This is a genomic window from Adhaeribacter soli, assembly GCF_008727925.1.
GTDB lineage: Bacteria > Bacteroidota > Bacteroidia > Cytophagales > Hymenobacteraceae > Adhaeribacter_A > Adhaeribacter_A soli.
On sequence record NZ_VTWT01000002.1, the window covers coordinates 1 to 15147 of the forward strand.

Consider the following 15147-nt stretch of genomic DNA (forward strand, 5'->3'; position numbering starts at 1 on the left):
AACTTCCAAATCTTAAAACAAATTTATTTTTAAGATCTTTCTTTTAAAAACCGGCTTTATTCAAAGCCGTGAGCGCCTTTTTGCTTTTCCGCTTCCTTCTGAATCGGGGTGCAAAAGTCAGAAATGTTTTTCATTCCTGCAATACCTAAAGCAAAATATTTTCTGAAGTTTTCCGGAGCTGATTACTGGAAGTAAGGTTGCCTTACTGCCCCGAAATTTAAGATAGCTACTTATTGTAGCCTTAAGGATAACCAAACTTTCTGAACCGAAGTTCAAATCAAGTCTGGCTTTTTCAAGCCTTTCCAACTTCTTCTTTCAACCCTGCCTGCTGCTGAATTGCGATGCAAAAGTAGCAGGCTTAAACGGAGTTTGCAAGCCACTGTTCCTTTTTCAGCTTAACTTTCCGGTAACATACACGGAAACAGAGGAAAAAAAAATTTTCAACCGTAATTCCTAAGCATAAAAAAAGCCCCGGCTGTTTTAACCGGGGCCTCTTCTACTTTATAATGCTAAAAGGTTACTGTTTTATTTATGCATTCCTGCTGATACGTTCTTCTTCATTTTGTTTAGCCAGTTTGCTATGCTTCCGGCCATATAAGAAGTAAATAGCTATTCCGATTATCATCCAGATTATTAGTCTTAACCAGGTATCATGCGGTAGGTTTACCATCATGTATCCACAGATCAGGATTCCTAAAATTGGAACTACCGGTACAAAAGGGGTTCTGAATGGACGGTGGATATCAGGATTGGTATAGCGAAGCATAAGGATTCCGGCGCATACGATAATGAAGGCAAACAAAGTACCGATACTTACCAGCTCTCCTAATAAACCTATCGGGAAAATACCGGCTATTATTGCTGCAATTACGCCGGTTACAATGGTGGTAATGTGCGGGGTATGGAAACGCGGGTGCACTTTACCGAATACTGATGGAAGCAGTCCGTCGCGGGACATCGCGTAGAAAATACGTGGCTGGCCCATAAGCATAACCAATACTACTGAAGCAAGACCAGCTATCGCGCCGATACCGGTGAAGAAGAATAACCATTTCAAGCCAGGGCCGGCAGCGGTAAGAGCCACCAGTACCGGATCCGGAACGTTCAGGTTTTTATAGGAAGTAAGACCGGTAAGCACCAGAGACATGGCTACATATAATAAGGTACAGATACCTAAGGAAGCCAGCATACCGATCGGCATATCGCGTTGCGGGTTCTTTGCTTCCTGGGCAGCAGTACTTACCGCATCGAAACCAATGTAGGAGAAGAACACGATGGCGGCGCCTCGTACAATACCTTCCCAACCATAGCGGCCGCTGCCATCGGGCATGATTTCCCGGGCCGGAATGAACGGCTCCCAGTTCGCGGAGTTCACATACTGGAAACCAAACCCGATAACTAACAGCACGATACCCACCTTGATGAATACAATAAGATTATTGAAACGGGCAGATTCCTGAATTCCAACTACCAGTAAGGCAGTCATGGTAAGGATGAGCAATACGGCCGGCAGGTTTATTAAAGAGCCGGTTGTGCTGAAAGAACTGCCATCGTAGGCTAGTGGTGCACTGGCTATTATTTCCGGAATATTTATCCCGGCCGATTTCAATAAACTAACCACGTTCCCGGACCAGCCTACCGCTACGGTGGCGGCTCCAAACAAGTATTCCAGAATTAAGTCCCAGCCAATGATCCAGGCAATAAACTCGCCCAAGGTAGCATAGCCATAGGTATAGGCCGAACCGGCAATCGGAATCATGGAGGCAAACTCGGCGTAGCACAGGCCGGCAAACAAGCAACCTAGGCCGGCAATGATAAAGGAAAGTACAATGGCGGGCCCGGCAGCGGTGGCCGCGGCAGTTCCGGTAAGAACGAAAATACCGGCTCCGATAATAGCGCCGACTCCGAGCATGGTCAGGTTAGTAGCCGACAGGGTCCGTTTAAGACCGTGTTCGCCACTTTCTGACTCCGCAATTAGTTTCGCAATGGACTTGGTTGCGAACATCTTGTTTGCCATAAGTGTCTAAAGTGTTTGGTTAAGAAAATCGAAAAGCAATATAGGAATTCTGCAAGGAAATCAATTCATCTGCCTCAGAAAAATACCGCTTAACTTTTTATTTTGGTACTTAAACCATTTTCAGGCTGTAGATTTTGCATTTTTCATATACCAGACCCGTTTAACTTCTCTTTCTGGTCGTTTAATAAAGGAAAGAGAACAGAAAGGATCACCTGAATTTGAAAAGAAATGCAACACTTTTTACTAACCGACTTTAGCTTTTTTCACGTGGTTGGCTACATGGCCGCCATCCTGATAGGCGTATCGTTGGGTTTGGTAGGCGGTGGCGGCTCTATTCTGACGGTGCCGGTATTGGTTTATCTGATCGGTATAAATCCGGTGGTATCGACGGCTTACTCTTTATTTGTGGTGGGAATGACTTCGCTGGTAGGCGCAACCACGTATATGCGGCGAAAACTGATCAACTATAAAATTGCTTTGCTTTTTGCGGTTCCTTCCTTTATTTCGGTATTTCTAACCCGAAGGTTCCTGGTGCCGGCCATTCCGGAAGAAGTTTTCAGTAACGGGCAACTGAGCGTAACGAAATCTCACTTTATAATGCTGCTTTTCGCGGCCCTGATGACCTTTGCTTCTTATGCCATGATCCGGCAGAAGCCCCTTCACGGCGAGGAAATGATCTCCCCCAGAGTAGTTTCGAAGCGATTTATTTGTGCGCTGGGAGCTGTTTTAGGAGTTTTAACCGGTACAGTGGGGGCCGGCGGCGGCTTCCTTATTATTCCGGCGCTGGTCCTTTTTGCCAACCTGGAAATGAAAACGGCTATTGGCACTTCTCTGCTTATCATATCCGTAAACTCCTTGATCGGTTTTACCGGCGACATCAGCCATCACCAGATCGACTGGATATTTTTGAGCGAATTCTCGCTTTTAGCCATTGGGGGTATTCTTACAGGAACGTATTTATCAGTCTTTATTCCGGGGCAAACCCTGAAACCGGCTTTTGGCTGGTTTGTGCTGCTGATGGGCTGCAGTATTATTATTAAGGAGATGATGCAGTTTTAAAAAATTGCTGATTGTTAAGTGCTGATTGCTAATTTTTTTTTGGGAATACGTACTTTTCTAGACTGAAACCCTACCATTTAAATTCTTTGATCTTTTCCTTTATACTTTACTTTAAGTAAGTAGCCTAATTTACTTCCTACTACTACGATTGTCATTCTGGAAGAATCTTGTGAGTTCAGGGCCCAGAAATTACACGATTCTTCCAGAATGACAGAAAGGGGAAAATTCTAACTGTTCAAACTAAACTTGTTAACTTCCTTCTAAATTGCGGGTCCAAGTACTGTTTAATCCCTTGCTACAGTTCGAAAGCACTTTTTACCTGCTAAAACGTAGCGTTTGCTTCGGAACAGAGAATAAAGCAGGTTGTAATCCGAAAATCATGTATCTTTACTTTTTTGAAAGGCTGATACTGTGATGAGAGTTTTACATACTTCTGACTGGCATTTGGGCAAGCGCTTGCTGCAACACGAACGCACCCTGGAACACCAGCATTTTCTGGACTGGTTGCTGGAAACCATCAAATCTGAAAAAGTAGATGCTTTGATTGTAGCCGGCGATGTTTTCGATACGGGAACTCCTTCCAATACGGCCTTAAAACAGTATTACGATTTTTTACGGGAGCTTTATTTAACCGGCTGCAAGCACGTTATAATCACCGGCGGCAACCACGACTCCATTTCTACCCTCAATGCCCCGAAAGAACTCCTGAAATATTTTAACATTCACGTAATCGGCGGCGTACCGGCAAACTTAGAGGAAGAAATTATTCCTTTAGAAGACAAAACCGGGGAAGTACAGCTGGTAGTTTGTGCCGTGCCTTTCCTGCGCGACAAAGATGTGCGGCTTTCCATTGCAGGCGAAACCGCCGAAGAACGGGAACAGCGAATTAAGGACGGCATCTGTAATCATTATAAAGAATTAGTACCTTATATAAAGGCATATAAAACGGAAGGAATTCCGGTACTTGCTACAGGCCATTTGTTTGCCGCCGGCAGCAGCACTTCCGATAGCGAAAAGGAAATTCACGTAGGAAACCTGGGGCAGATCTATGGCGATCAGTTTCCGGTGGAATTCGATTATGTAGCCTTAGGACATTTACACCGGCCGCAATTTGTGGGCGGCTTTAAGCATGTGCGTTATTCCGGCTCCCCTATTCCGTTAAGTTTCAGCGAAAACGACGACCGGAAAATTGTACTGTTGCTGGATTTTGAAAACGGAACGTTAGGCAATATTACAGAAATTCCGGTGCCGCGGCAACGCCGTTTGGTACGGTTTAAAGGAACGCTTGAGAAAGTACAGATCCAGATGTTGGCTTTTGAAAATGAAGACTGTCCGTTACCGGCCTGGGCCGAAGTGCAGGTAGATACCGAAACTTTTATTCCGAACCTGGAAGAAAACCTGCGGGAATTACTGGGGGGAAAAGAAGATCTGGAACTGATTACCTGCCGCCAAAACCTGATCCGGGCTAAAATCACCCTCGACAGCCAGGTGCAGGAAGACCTTCACCTGCACGACCTGCAACCGAAAGAAGTTTTCCGCAAACGTTGCGAAGCCGAATTCCCGGAACTGGCTCACGACGATCTGCTGCAGACTTTCGATGAATTACTGGAGAATATGAACTAAGTTTAGCTATACTGATAGTTACTAGCTCTTTTAAGGAGTAATTCAGAAATATCAGTATGAAGCATTAAAGTGGTGGATTTTTTAGGCCCTGCTGATCATGCCGGTTTAGAATCCAGGCTGAGATAGTTCTGAGCACATTACGCATATCGCGTTTCACTTCCAGATCACAAAACCGTAGGAAACTGCCCCCCAAGGTTTCCAAACGTTGCTGTCGGGATATATCATTCTCGAATTTATGATCATGGCTATCTCCGTCTATTTCAATTGCTAATTTTAACTGTTTGCAGTAAAAGTCAACAATAAAGTCATCGATTGGCTTTTGGCGGTCGAAGTCGTAGCCATGCATTTTCTTTTGCTTCAGTTCGTTCCAGAGCAATACTTCCGATAAAGTGCTGTTTAAACGCAATTGCCGGGCTAGTTTTTTCAGATAAGGTTTGTAGGGGATAATCTCGTTTTTCATCTCCTAAGATTTAACCCACCCCTAACCCCTCCGAGGAGGGGAATAGTTTCAATACTTGTTACGATTATTTTATTGGCTCAAAAGCAGATTGAAGCACTAGCCCGATTAAGATTTGAACCAAAGATAATTTTCGACTAAGTAGCAATTCCCCTCCTCGGAGGGGTTAGGGGTGGGTTCCGGTTATCTTCAGAAATTCAAAATCACATTATAAACGCCTTTCACTACTTCCGTCATTTTATCAAAGTCCAACGTATCAATCGTATCTGATTTCTGGTGATAATGCGGGTTCCGAAGAAAGGAAGTATCGTTGATCATCACGGCCTGGTAGCCTTGCGTCCAGTAATTACGGTGGTCCGAAAGGCTTACGCCTGGCAGGGACGTTGGCGCGTTTATGGATTGCACATCTACTTTGCAGGTTTCTTTCATCAGGCTTTGTACGCGCTGCACGGTTTCCTCCTGCCCTTCTTTACCCACTACCACAATAAAATTGCCGGTATGCGGGTAAATCTGCTTTAAGGCTTCGTTCTGAAATCCCTGGGAATTCGGCTCCTCTGAGAAGTACCCGATCATTTCCAGGCACACCATCAGCTTTACGTTTACGCCTTCCTTGGCTAAGGAACGGGCATGAACGGCGCTGCCCATTTCGTCGGTGGCAAAAAAGGGCGGTTCTTCAAAATTATAGGCTACAAAATCATAACGAAATTTCAGTTCGGGCTTTTCTTCATGCATAACCCGCGCCAGTTCCAGCAATCCGGCAACCGCACTGGCATTGTCGTCGGCGCCGGGCTGGTCGCCGCATACGTCATAATGCGCGCCAATTACAATTCTTTCGCCTTCTTCCGGACCGAAAGAAGCAATAATATTGTGAAAGCCCTGATATAAATTCTGCCGGGAAACCCGGCAATTCAGTTTTTTAAATTCGGTTTCGGTGTAAGTGGCAGCCTTTCGTAAAGATTCCGGGTGGTAATAACTGCGGGGCGGCTCCAGCGATGTCAGTTTTTTAACATCGGTATACAGGCGTTCTCTGCTGACTGGCATAATAAGGTGAGTTCAAACAGCTATATGTACTCCTTTTCCGGAATTCTGTTCTTCCAAACGCTACTATTTTATGGCAAAAAAGCAAAGCACTATTGGGTTCAGGAACACAAAGCAGACAATCAGATATTCCGTCGCTTTCGCTTTTTATCAGGAGCTAACTCCTGCCTGAATTTCTCTTTAGCTCAGTAGCGTAGGGTTTAAGCCCTACGCTACTGAGCTGTTCATGTGCCCGAAACGATTTCAAAAACTGCATTGGGTAATTATCGAAATAATTCGGAAAATAAATAGAGTACTTATGAATTAGAAAAACTTTGTCAAAGCCATCTATCAGATTATTATTAAACTAACCCGAGTGATTAAACCATTTACAATTCAGCCATTTAACAATTTAACCATTAAACAATTTAACATTTCAGCCATTTAACAATAAAGTTTTATCTTTGATAGAATACTGAAGGAGGTTGCTGTGAAGATAAAGTCTATCCGTTTTCTTAATCTGAACTCGCTAAGGGGCGAACATGAAATTTGTTTTGATGCGCCGCCGCTGAGCGATTCTGGCCTGTTTGCCATTACCGGCCCTACCGGCGCTGGCAAAACTACCATTCTCGACGCCATTACGCTGGGCTTATACGGCCGCGTAAACCGCCACGACCGCGACCTGCCTTCGGAAATTATGACCCGCCACACAGCCGAAGCCTTTTCGGAAGTTACTTTTGAAGCGCGAAACGAAGTTTACCGGGCCAAGTGGAGCGTGTACCGGAGCCGCAAAAAAGCCGATGGCAACCTGCAGCCGATTAAAATGGAGTTGTGCCGGGTTTCCGATGAAGTTATTTTCGACCTGAAATCGCATGAAGTTCCGGGGAAGATTTCGGAGCTATGTGGGCTGGATTACAATCAGTTTTTGCGTTCGGTCATGCTGAGCCAGGGCGAGTTTACCCGTTTCCTGAAAGCCAACGAAAACGAACGGAGCGAACTGCTGGAACGCATCACCGATACGGCTATCTATTCCGATATTTCGCGGCAGGCGTACCGCCGGGCAGCAGCCGAAAAAAATGCGTTAAACCAATTGCGAAGCGAACTTTCGGGGCAGGCATTACTGGCGCCGGAATTACTTACCGAATATGAAACGTCACTCGAAAGTCTCCGGCAGCAGGAAACACTTTTGAAGACCAGTCGCACGGAAACCGAAAATCAGCTAACCTGGCTCAAAAACCTGCAGAAGCTTTCGGAAAAGAAAGAACAAACCCAACGGGCGTTGGTGGAACTGGAAGAAAACGCCGGCAGGTACAAAACTGAATTTGAGCGGCTCGAACAACATAAAATTGCCGTTACGTTCCGGCCGGAACTGGTAAAACTGGAGCGCGAGGAAAAACTCCTGACCGACCTGCAAACCCAGCAGGAAAAACTTACCCTTCAGATCCCTGAATTAAAAGCTCAGTCAGAAACGGCCCAAAAGCAAGCTACCGCGGCTAAAGCCGGGCAGGAAGCGGCCGAAAAAACGCTGAAAGAAATTACGCCTCTGTTGGATTCGGTTTTGCAGAAAGATTCCGAGTTAGAAAGCTTGCGCCGCCAATTCCAGAAAAACAAAGAAGCCTACCAGAGCGCCAAAAACGTTTTCGATACCGGCGTGGCGGAAGTGGAAACGCACCGGAAAACGGTAGCGCAATTAATCCAAAATCTGGCCGACTTGCAGCATTGGTTGCAGGAGCATGCCGCGGAGAAAGAACTTAGCAGCGAGCTTCCGGTTTTTGAGCGGTATTTAAAAGACCTGCAGGAAATTATTGCTGACGGCCAGAAATGGAAAAAGGAAAAAACTTCCGCAACCGAAATTATTCAGGGCACGAAACTTCAGCTTCAAACTTCGGAAGAAAAACTAGCCGCACTCCAGCATCAGAAACAGGAACTGGAAGTTGCTCTTGCTGAAAACCAAACCATATTAGATGCAGCCCTGGCCGGAACTTCGGAACCGGAACTGGAAAATGCCCTGCAGGAATTGCCGCATCAAATGAACCAACTGGAGAAGTTACGGCAACTGGCGCTGCAGTTCGGAACGGTAGCGGAAAAATCAGAAAAGCTACAGGAGCAAAAAACGTTAGCCGCTAACGGGTTAAAAACGCTGGAGACTACCTTGGCGGAACTACTGGAAAAACATACAGCCGCCCGGGAAATTCTGAAGCAGTACCAGGAAATACTGGAGTTTCAATTGCAGGTGCAGCATTACGAGGAAGCCCGTCAGCAGTTAAAACCGGATTGCGAATGTCCGTTATGCGGTTCGCTGGAGCATCCCTTCGCCCAAAACCTGACGCCGAAACTTACCGATGCTACGGAAAAACGAAACGCACAACAGAAAACGGTAGCAGACCTGGAGCAAAAACGTTCTCAGGCGGCTTCCGAGCTGGCGGTTATTCAGGCTAATTTAAAAACCGCTGAAAATGCCTTGCAGGAAAATGAGCAGTTACAAACGGCTTTACAAACGGAATTTTCCGAAATAAACCAACAGCTTCAGAACCAGTTCTCTATTGCAGATGCTGCGGCTATTTCTACCGAAATTCCGGGTAAACAGGAAGAACTTCAGGCGAAAAAACAGAAACTGGAAAAAGTTAGACAAGCGAGAAATCAGGCGCAGGTTTTAACCGAAAAACAGTATCGTTTACAAAACGAAATGGTAAGCCAAACGGCTATTAAAGAACAAGCTTCGGAACGAAAGCAACATGCGGAACAAACCCTGCAGAAGGCTGAAGCGGAATTACTCGACCTGCAGGAACAGTACACCAATATTGCAGCGGAAGCAGCTTCGTTCACCATGCGGTTCGGCTTTACTTTTTCGGCGGAAAAAGGCAGCGTTTTGTTGCAGGAATTAAAGCAACAGGCCCAGACTTATGCCCAACAAACCGAGGCTTTGCAGCAAACCCAATTGCGCCTGACCGAAGCCGAAGGAAAACTTCAGAAAACCGAAGCCACCCAACAGCAAAAACAAACCCAACTCGATGCCCTGCAGCAACAGCTTCGGGTAGAGCACCAGGAACTGCAGGATCTGAAAACCGAGCGCGAAAAACTATTCGGTCAGAAAAACCCGCTGGAGGAACGTGCCCTTTTAACCAAGGCTTGCGAAACCAAAGCTAAAGAGGCGGAAGATGCGCAAAATGCTGCCCGGAATTTACTGGAAAAACTAAACCTCACGGAAACGCAACTGGCACGGTTGAATCAGGATGCCACCCTAATTCAGGAAACGGTTCAGCAATTACAAAGCGAACTGGAAACGAAACTGGCAGCTCAAAAAATCATCTCGGTAGCGGCTTTAAAGCAATTATTTTTAGCCGACGAGGAAGCTGTTCGGTTAACAAATTTGCAGACCCAGCTCGAAAAACTGCTTACCGAAACCCGCCAGACCTTAGCCGATACCATTGCGGAATTAAAAACCGAAGAAACCAAAAACCTGACTTCGGAAACCGTAGCTTTCTTAACCGAAAAACTGCTGCAGACTGACCACGAGATCAGCGAAGCAAACCAGCAGATCGGCAGCATTACGCAAATTCTGAAACGGGAAAAAGAACTCCAGGGAAAACACCAGGAACTGGCCCAACGCATCTCGAAGCAGCAGAAAGAAGCCGAACGTTGGGAAAGGTTATCGGAGCTTATTGGTTCGGAAAGCGGCAAGAAATTCAGCAAGTTTGCGCAAGGCCTAACCCTGGCAAAACTGGTAATGCTGGCCAACCGCCATCTGCTCAAACTAAACGACCGTTACCTATTACAAAAAGCCCCCAACTCCGACCTCGAACTCCAGATGATCGACACCTATCAGGCCGATGCCGTTCGTTCGGTCAATACCTTGTCCGGTGGGGAAAGTTTTCTGGTGAGTCTGGCCCTGGCATTAGGCTTATCGGACTTGGCAAGCCACAAAACGCAAATCGATTCGCTTTTTATTGACGAAGGATTTGGTACACTAGATGCCGAAACGCTGGACATTGCCATCACGGCTCTGGAAAACCTGCAGGCTAGCGGCAAAATGATCGGCATTATCTCCCACGTAGAAGCCCTGAAAGAACGTATCAGTACGCAAATTCAGGTGAAGAAACTAAGCGGCGGGGTGAGTAAAATTGAAGTTTCGGCGTATACATATGATGCGGTGTTTGCGTAACGAATGTAATTCCATGAAACCAAAGATCAGATTTACTTCCTTAGAAACCCAGGCTGACCAAAGTGCTTATTGGAAAACCAAAAGCTATGCCGAGCGCTTAGCCGAAGGGTTCCGCCTAACGCAAAAGGCCTACTGGGAATACTATTCCCAACCGGAACCAAAAATGGAGCGGCGATCGAGGTTGTTTGTAAAGCAGCCCGATGAAACGCTGGAAGAGTTCTTTGCCCGTAAAAACCGCAGCAAGTAGGGTTAAATTTGAAATTACTTAAAGGACATTTGCCATTCTGAGTGGTGAAAATTTTGGGTTAAAACTTTGGAAAGTAAAATTGACATAAAAAGTTTACCGTGGCCGGTGCCCTCACCGGACACCATGCTGCCGCAGCCATTCCTGCTTTTTCTACGAGTGCATGACCAGGTTAATTTTCAGAAAGTGGGTTTACAAATCCCACGCTCGGTTAAGACGGGATTACAAATCCCGTCAAGCAAATGAATGATCTGGAGCATCTCCAAAATCTGTATTTTTTTTCCTTTCAAGCGTTAAGGTAGCTCCTATTCCTTTTGCAATTCCCCAAAAATCCATTCACTTTTACGGTTCTAAAACATACCATTTCCACTATATAAAATGAGCCTGAACACGAACTCCTGGAACCGCATCCGGTACACGCTCTACACCCCGATCTACGATTTGCTGGTAGGTAAGATTTTTACTGCTTCCCGCCGCAAGTCCATTGACATGCTGCAGATAAAGCCGGGGGAAAAAGTGCTGTTGGTGGGTGCCGGCACCGGGCTTGATTTTGACTTCCTGCCGAAAAATGCTGAGGTGTACGCTGGAGATATTACGCCTGCTATGGTGAGTAAAATGCAGCAGCGGGCCAAAAGACTGCAGTTTAATGCCACCGTGGAAGTAATGGACGGGCAAAATCTGCATTTCCCGGATAATACCTTCGATAAATTAATCCTGCATTTAATTGTGGCGGTAATTCCGGATCCGGTAAAATGTTTACAGGAAGCAGAGCGCGTATTGAAACCGGGCGGCGAAGCAGTAATCTTCGATAAATTCCGGCCGCAAAATCAGCAGCTTTCTAAATTCCGGGCATTCTTCAACAAGCTTACTTCGTTCCTGTTTTCCGATATTACCCGGGTCATTGAAAACCTGCTGACGCATACAAAGCTGAAAATTGTAAAAGATTTGCCTGCCAATTTCAACGGAAATTTCCGGATACTGAAAATACAGAAACCGCTTTAAGGTTTTCCTTTTCCGCCGTTTGCCGTAGAAGCCGGAAATAATTCACCAACATGAAGAAAAACGGTTTCCCCTATCACCTCGATTTTGATAAAACGGACTTCCGGAAAAACTCGGAACTCTACCGAATTGGCGTAGGTGAGCAGGGCGTTTTACTCGTGCAGCCTTACAAAAACGAGATCCTGCCCTACTGGAAATTCAAGACGGAAGAAGTAGCAAAAACTTCGGCTGAAAAAATTTACGAGCTGTTCGCAGGCTACCTGCAGGAAGAGGATTTCGTCGGTGCGGATATGGCCCGGAAATTCCTGCAAATGGGTTTTACCCGCGCCCGCCGCTACGCCAACCACAGCTCCGGCCGGAAATACAAAATGGGCGAAGAAGACAAAACCGAAGGCTTGGCTTACCCCTACTCTTCCGGCAGCAAAAACAAAGGTAACGAAGTAATAGCCCAGGAACCTGACGCGCTTTCAAACGAAAAAGCCCGTGCTGCCGCCGTGTTTAAAGAATATTGGTTCAGAGCAAAAGATCATCCGGAATACCTGAAACAAAAAGCAGCTTTCCGGGAAAAATATTACAAATAAAAATGCTAGCTTTTCGGGCTGAAAAAGTGGAAGCTAACTAAAAGCAGCTGTCATGTTGAGAGGAAAAATTTTAAATAAAATTTCAAAAAGTTTCGATGTCAACTAACGTTTACCGAGGCCTCTGTCGCACAGACCTCCTTGCTGCCGTTAGCGTTTATGCATTTTTTTCGGCAGTGCCCGACCAAATAAATTATTAGAATTTGCTTGACGGGATTTGTAATCCCGTCTTAACCGAGCCGTGGGATTTGTAATCCCACTTTCTAAAAGTTAACCTGGTCATGCACTGGTAGAAAAAGCAGGAATGGATACGGCAGCATGGTGTCCGGTGAGGACACCGGACACGGTAAACCTTTTATGCCATTTTCACTTTCAGAAATTTTAACCCCAAATTTTTACCCACTCAGGATCACACAATTTTGAGAGAATTTCAAGTAAAAATTAACCTGACTTGTATTTATGATCTTTAAATCCTCATACCTCCGCAATTACCTGTTTCTACTGCTGGTGCTGCTTACGTTGGCTTGCGGCGAAAAACCGAAAGAAGGTTTTAAAGTAATCGGCGTAAAGGACGGCGACACGGTAGAACTTTTAATGGACAACAAACCCGTTACCGTGCGCCTGTACGGCGTAGATTGCCCGGAGAAAAAGCAGGATTTCGGTACGCAAGCGCGGAAATTTACTTCCGACCTCGCTTACGGAAAATTTGTAAGACTGGAACAAAAAGGCACCGACCGCTACGGCCGCACCATCGGCGAAATATTCCTGCCCGACGGTAAATCGTTAAACAAGGAACTGGTGGCCAACGGATATGCCTGGTACTACCGCGCCTATGCCAATGATCCGCAATTAGGTTACCTTGAAAACGATGCCCGGCGGTTGGAACGCGGTTTGTGGAGCCAGCCCAACCCGGTTGCCCCCTGGGATTTCCGCAAAAACAAACGCGAAAAAAGCCAGGCAGCCAGTCAGAAACCGATTGCCAAACCTGCCGATGCAGACCGCGAAGTTTTCATCTGCCCAACCGGCAGCGCCTCAACGTACCATACCAGACCCGATTGTCCGGTGCTGAAACGCTGTAAAGGCCAGATTGAAGTGGTTACCCGTGGAACAGCCGTAGTAAATTTAAGAAGAACGGCTTGTAAGGTTTGCAGCAAAAAGAAGTAATAAAACCCTGATAAAGGCATAAGAAAAAGCAGGAAGAAACCTCCTGCTTTTTAATTTGACAAAACATTTAAGCGTAATCAAAAAATCCTATTGTCCGCCACCATTGCCACCGTCGCCGCCTTTCACATCTTCGTTGCGGATGCTTTTCTTGCGGGGCGAGTTGAAATTCATTTTACCAAAATTGTAATTAAAGCTCACCCGAATGCCCCGCCGGAAGAAACGGCTTTCGTTTTCAAAATCGGTGGTTTCGGTAGCGTAAGTTGTCCGGACCATGGTGCTGCTTTCAAAAACGTTATCCAAACCTAAAGAAATGCGGTCTTCCCCGGTCTTCCGGAAGAAAACGATAGGATAAGGCACAAAAAAACCGGAAAGCTGCCTTTCCGGTTTTCTGATGATTTTTATACCGTTTTTATAAATGCTGTTGCACTCTTTCATCCAGAACCAGCATCGGGAATTTGGAATGGTAAGTTAGCTTTTCGGTTAAACTGCTGTGAAATAGATTGCTGAAGAAACCGCGGTGCTTTTTCAGGATCACCAGCAGGTCGGCATTTGTTTTCCGGAGGTAATCTTTCAGGCCAACTTCCTCGTCCGGGTGAATGATTTCGTTAAAATGTACATTCTGGGCCGCGAAAGTTGCTTCGATCTGCTTTCCGAAAGCGGCGGCTTTTTCCTGGCTTTTGGTATCGTTTTTCGTATCGATGTGTACCACTTCTACTTCCGCTTTGGTAAGGCCGGCTAACAGGAGCGCCTGCTGCAGGCCATAGGTATCGGCTTCCTGCAGATCGGAAGCGTAGGCAATGCGCTGAATGCGCGGGCCATGGGCTTCGGTCGGGATCATGAGTACCGGGCAGGCAACATTCTCGATAATGGCCAGGGTATTGCTGCCGATCAGAATCTCTTCCAGGGTGTTGCCGCCGCCGGTAGAACCTACTACCACCATATCGTAGCCTTCGTGCACCACAAAGTCGCGCACCGCATCGGCCAGGAAAGCTGTTTTTACTTCGTAGTTACACTCCCAGGTACCCGCGTATTTTCCCTGCAGGTAATGGCATGCGGCATTTAGTTTATCGATCGCATCGCGGTGGATTTCACCAACCACTTCGGAAGCCGCCAGGGCAGCTTCGGCGGTTTCGGCTAAAGGCAGGTGCGTTACGTGCAACAACGTTACATGGCCCCGGGATTGGCTGGCCAGAAAAGCCGCGTATTCCATGGCTTTGGTAGCCGTCTTGGAAAAATCGGTTGGGCAGAGAATTTTCTTCATAGTTTTAATTTCGGAACTAAAAACAAGGCAAATTACCGTTTTCCGGCAATTCATCTGCATTTATGTCTTAAAGATAATAATTTAATAATGTAAGGGGAAGCCCTCGGAAATATTTAACCGTTTACCTCCCGCTAAGTTACCGGAAGGTTAGCGGCGGCCCCGGCGGTTCGAAATTCTGGCAACCCGTTTGTTCCGGACCCAGCGCAAATATTTCTGCAAAGGCTCCGCCGTCTGCAAGGCCGATATGCTGTTGTACTCCCGGGCCAGTTCGCGGTTTCCGATCAGTAAGTGAATAGTGGAATGGCAGGGCTGGCAAAGCTCCGCGGTGGGTCCGTACTTCCCGCCTTCCTCTCTGGGCACCAGGTGATGGCGGCTCAGGCTTTCTACTTCCCGGCGGCACAGTTCGCATATCTTATTATCGGCTTCCTTCATATTCTTTTTACGAATTCTCTTAAAACCCGATCAGCCGTCCTGCAGGCCGGAAACGCTAGCCAATTCTCTGAAAAAGTATCGTTTAGCTGCCTTTCACCAGTTGTTTCTTTTTCAGACGGTTAAAGGCAATTACC

General features: G+C 46.4%; 13 protein-coding genes. 7 read left to right on the forward strand and 6 right to left on the reverse strand.

Annotated features, from left to right (window positions below; genetic code table 11):
- Nucleotides 1-529 precede the first annotated feature (529 nt).
- The gene (locus F0P94_RS03620; RefSeq protein WP_150902432.1) at nucleotides 530-2017 is read right to left on the reverse strand and encodes an amino acid permease; all 1488 of its coding nucleotides are present in this window, start codon (nucleotides 2015-2017) and stop codon (nucleotides 530-532) included.
- Nucleotides 2018-2245: 228 nt separating this feature from the next.
- On the opposite strand from F0P94_RS03620, the gene F0P94_RS03625 reads away from it, so the two are divergent.
- Together F0P94_RS03625 and F0P94_RS03630 are read left to right on the forward strand one after the other, a co-directional pair.
- A complete protein-coding gene (locus F0P94_RS03625; RefSeq protein ID WP_150902434.1) occupies nucleotides 2246-3076 on the forward strand; it encodes a sulfite exporter TauE/SafE family protein in 831 nt (276 codons plus the stop codon).
- Between the two features lie 414 nt (nucleotides 3077-3490).
- A complete protein-coding gene (locus F0P94_RS03630; protein ID WP_150902438.1) occupies nucleotides 3491-4699 on the forward strand; it encodes an exonuclease SbcCD subunit D C-terminal domain-containing protein in 1209 nt (402 codons plus the stop codon).
- Between the two features lie 64 nt (nucleotides 4700-4763).
- Here F0P94_RS03630 and F0P94_RS03635 read toward each other — a convergent pair whose 3' ends face one another.
- Both F0P94_RS03635 and F0P94_RS03640 read right to left on the reverse strand, forming a co-directional pair.
- Nucleotides 4764-5159, reverse strand: a complete 396-nt coding sequence (locus F0P94_RS03635; RefSeq protein ID WP_150902441.1) for an endonuclease domain-containing protein — start codon at nucleotides 5157-5159, stop codon at nucleotides 4764-4766.
- Between the two features lie 186 nt (nucleotides 5160-5345).
- A complete protein-coding gene (locus F0P94_RS03640; RefSeq protein WP_150902443.1) occupies nucleotides 5346-6197 on the reverse strand; it encodes a M28 family peptidase in 852 nt (283 codons plus the stop codon).
- 466 nt (nucleotides 6198-6663) lie between these two features.
- Between F0P94_RS03640 and F0P94_RS03645 the strand changes: the two genes are divergently transcribed.
- The 5 genes from F0P94_RS03645 (at nucleotide 6664) to F0P94_RS03665 (ending at nucleotide 13320) form a co-directional block, all read left to right on the forward strand.
- A complete protein-coding gene (locus F0P94_RS03645) occupies nucleotides 6664-10335 on the forward strand; it encodes an SbcC/MukB-like Walker B domain-containing protein (RefSeq protein ID WP_150902444.1) in 3672 nt (1223 codons plus the stop codon).
- Between the two features lie 13 nt (nucleotides 10336-10348).
- Complete coding sequence (locus F0P94_RS03650) at nucleotides 10349-10582, forward strand: hypothetical protein (RefSeq protein ID WP_150902445.1); 234 nt, start codon at nucleotides 10349-10351, stop codon at nucleotides 10580-10582.
- A 375-nt stretch (nucleotides 10583-10957) separates the two neighbouring features.
- Entirely contained in the window at nucleotides 10958-11581 is a 624-nt protein-coding gene (locus tag F0P94_RS03655) for a class I SAM-dependent methyltransferase (protein ID WP_150902446.1), read from the forward strand.
- Nucleotides 11582-11631: 50 nt separating this feature from the next.
- Nucleotides 11632-12159 (forward strand): DUF4385 domain-containing protein, encoded by a 528-nt coding sequence (locus tag F0P94_RS03660; protein WP_150902447.1) that lies wholly within the window; start codon nucleotides 11632-11634, stop codon nucleotides 12157-12159.
- A 456-nt stretch (nucleotides 12160-12615) separates the two neighbouring features.
- Complete coding sequence (locus tag F0P94_RS03665; RefSeq protein WP_150902448.1) at nucleotides 12616-13320, forward strand: thermonuclease family protein; 705 nt, start codon at nucleotides 12616-12618, stop codon at nucleotides 13318-13320.
- A gap of 87 nt (nucleotides 13321-13407) precedes the next feature.
- On the opposite strand, the gene F0P94_RS03670 is transcribed toward F0P94_RS03665, so the two are convergent.
- The 3 genes from F0P94_RS03670 to F0P94_RS03680 form a co-directional block, all read right to left on the reverse strand.
- Entirely contained in the window at nucleotides 13408-13755 is a 348-nt protein-coding gene (locus F0P94_RS03670; RefSeq protein ID WP_150902449.1) for a hypothetical protein, read from the reverse strand.
- On the reverse strand, nucleotides 13730-14581 hold the full coding sequence (locus F0P94_RS03675; protein WP_191906907.1) for a universal stress protein: 852 nt from the start codon (nucleotides 14579-14581) through the stop codon (nucleotides 13730-13732). Before F0P94_RS03675 ends, F0P94_RS03670 begins: the two co-directional genes overlap by 26 nt.
- A gap of 147 nt (nucleotides 14582-14728) precedes the next feature.
- The gene (locus F0P94_RS03680; RefSeq protein WP_150902451.1) at nucleotides 14729-15013 is read right to left on the reverse strand and encodes an HNH endonuclease family protein; all 285 of its coding nucleotides are present in this window, start codon (nucleotides 15011-15013) and stop codon (nucleotides 14729-14731) included.
- Nucleotides 15014-15147: the final 134 nt, after the last annotated feature.

Bases quoted from the DNA above. Each gene is read 5' to 3' on its own strand.
- F0P94_RS03675 (WP_191906907.1), bottom strand. From the start codon at position 14,581: ATGAAGAAAATTCTCTGCCCAACCGATTTTTCCAAGACGGCTACCAAA.
- F0P94_RS03660 (WP_150902447.1), top strand. From the start codon at position 11,632: ATGAAGAAAAACGGTTTCCCCTATCACCTCGATTTTGATAAAACGGAC.
- F0P94_RS03620 (WP_150902432.1), bottom strand. From the start codon at position 2,017: ATGGCAAACAAGATGTTCGCAACCAAGTCCATTGCGAAACTAATTGCG.
- F0P94_RS03640 (WP_150902443.1), bottom strand. From the start codon at position 6,197: ATGCCAGTCAGCAGAGAACGCCTGTATACCGATGTTAAAAAACTGACA.
- F0P94_RS03635 (WP_150902441.1), bottom strand. From the start codon at position 5,159: ATGAAAAACGAGATTATCCCCTACAAACCTTATCTGAAAAAACTAGCC.
- F0P94_RS03625 (WP_150902434.1), top strand. From the start codon at position 2,246: ATGCAACACTTTTTACTAACCGACTTTAGCTTTTTTCACGTGGTTGGC.
- F0P94_RS03665 (WP_150902448.1), top strand. From the start codon at position 12,616: ATGATCTTTAAATCCTCATACCTCCGCAATTACCTGTTTCTACTGCTG.
- F0P94_RS03655 (WP_150902446.1), top strand. From the start codon at position 10,958: ATGAGCCTGAACACGAACTCCTGGAACCGCATCCGGTACACGCTCTAC.
- F0P94_RS03680 (WP_150902451.1), bottom strand. From the start codon at position 15,013: ATGAAGGAAGCCGATAATAAGATATGCGAACTGTGCCGCCGGGAAGTA.
- F0P94_RS03670 (WP_150902449.1), bottom strand. From the start codon at position 13,755: ATGAAAGAGTGCAACAGCATTTATAAAAACGGTATAAAAATCATCAGA.
- F0P94_RS03630 (WP_150902438.1), top strand. From the start codon at position 3,491: ATGAGAGTTTTACATACTTCTGACTGGCATTTGGGCAAGCGCTTGCTG.
- F0P94_RS03650 (WP_150902445.1), top strand. From the start codon at position 10,349: ATGAAACCAAAGATCAGATTTACTTCCTTAGAAACCCAGGCTGACCAA.